This window comes from Flavobacterium sp. NKUCC04_CG, from assembly GCF_019345525.1.
In the GTDB taxonomy this organism is placed as follows: Bacteria; Bacteroidota; Bacteroidia; order Flavobacteriales; family Flavobacteriaceae; genus Flavobacterium.
This window is the reverse complement of the sequence record NZ_JAHKRA010000036.1, coordinates 1-1,728: the sequence shown is the minus strand read 5'-3', so window position 1 is coordinate 1,728 and position 1,728 is coordinate 1. Positions and strand designations below refer to the sequence as shown.

The 1,728-nt window shown below is 48.6% G+C and carries 1 tRNA gene and 1 rRNA gene; both read left to right on the top strand.

Annotated features, from left to right (window positions below):
* Positions 1–46: 46 nt before the first annotated feature.
* Positions 47–1,564: ribosomal RNA gene (locus KO524_RS15090) — 16S ribosomal RNA — on the top strand.
* 70 nt (positions 1,565–1,634) lie between these two features.
* Positions 1,635–1,708, top strand: a tRNA-Ile gene (locus KO524_RS15085).
* The last annotated feature ends 20 nt before the right edge of the window (positions 1,709–1,728 follow it).

The following is a 1,728-nucleotide window of genomic DNA, read 5'->3' as shown; positions in this document are numbered from 1 at the left end:
AAGATTTCAAGAATTAGCGCAAACTATCTAAACATATTAAAAAAATACGATGAAGAGTTTGATCCTGGCTCAGGATGAACGCTAGCGGCAGGCTTAACACATGCAAGTCGAGGGGTAGAAGGAGCTTGCTCCTTTGAGACCGGCGCACGGGTGCGTAACGCGTATGCAATCTACCTTTTACAACGGAATAGCCCAGAGAAATTTGGATTAATGCCTTATAGTTTATGCTTGTGGCATCACATACATAATAAAGATTTATCGGTAAAAGATGAGCATGCGTCCCATTAGCTAGTTGGTATGGTAACGGCATACCAAGGCAATGATGGGTAGGGGTCCTGAGAGGGAGATCCCCCACACTGGTACTGAGACACGGACCAGACTCCTACGGGAGGCAGCAGTGAGGAATATTGGTCAATGGAGGCAACTCTGAACCAGCCATGCCGCGTGCAGGAAGACGGTCCTATGGATTGTAAACTGCTTTTATACAGGAATAAACCTATCCTCGTGAGGATAGCTGAAGGTACTGTAGGAATAAGGATCGGCTAACTCCGTGCCAGCAGCCGCGGTAATACGGAGGATCCAAGCGTTATCCGGAATCATTGGGTTTAAAGGGTTCGTAGGCGGTTTAATAAGTCAGTGGTGAAATCTCCTAGCTTAACTAGGAAATGGCCATTGATACTGTTAGACTTGAATTATTGGGAAGTAACTAGAATATGTAGTGTAGCGGTGAAATGCTTAGATATTACATGGAATACCAATTGCGAAGGCAGGTTACTATCAATCGATTGACGCTGATGAACGAAAGCGTGGGTAGCGAACAGGATTAGATACCCTGGTAGTCCACGCCGTAAACGATGGATACTAGCTGTTCGGTCGCAAGACTGAGTGGCTAAGCGAAAGTGATAAGTATCCCACCTGGGGAGTACGTTCGCAAGAATGAAACTCAAAGGAATTGACGGGGGCCCGCACAAGCGGTGGAGCATGTGGTTTAATTCGATGATACGCGAGGAACCTTACCAGGGCTTAAATGTAGATTGACCGTTTTGGAAACATTACTTTCGCAAGACAATTTACAAGGTGCTGCATGGTTGTCGTCAGCTCGTGCCGTGAGGTGTCAGGTTAAGTCCTATAACGAGCGCAACCCCTATCGTTAGTTGCCAGCGGGTCATGCCGGGAACTCTAACGAGACTGCCAGTGCAAACTGAGAGGAAGGTGGGGATGACGTCAAATCATCACGGCCCTTACGTCCTGGGCTACACACGTGCTACAATGGCCGGTACAGAGAGCAGCCACTGGGCGACCAGGAGCGAATCTACAAAACCGGTCACAGTTCGGATCGGAGTCTGCAACTCGACTCCGTGAAGCTGGAATCGCTAGTAATCGGATATCAGCCATGATCCGGTGAATACGTTCCCGGGCCTTGTACACACCGCCCGTCAAGCCATGGAAGCTGGGGGTACCTGAAGTCGGTGACCGCAAGGAGCTGCCTAGGGTAAAACTGGTAACTAGGGCTAAGTCGTAACAAGGTAGCCGTACCGGAAGGTGCGGCTGGAACACCTCCTTTCTAGAGATACGCACTAATTTTATCTTACTCACTCGCTGTTCAATTCAAATAATACACAATAAAAGTACAGAGTCTCGTAGCTCAGCTGGTTAGAGTACTACACTGATAATGTAGGGGTCGGCAGTTCGAGTCTGCCCGGGACTACAGGTTGCACCTGAGGCAAT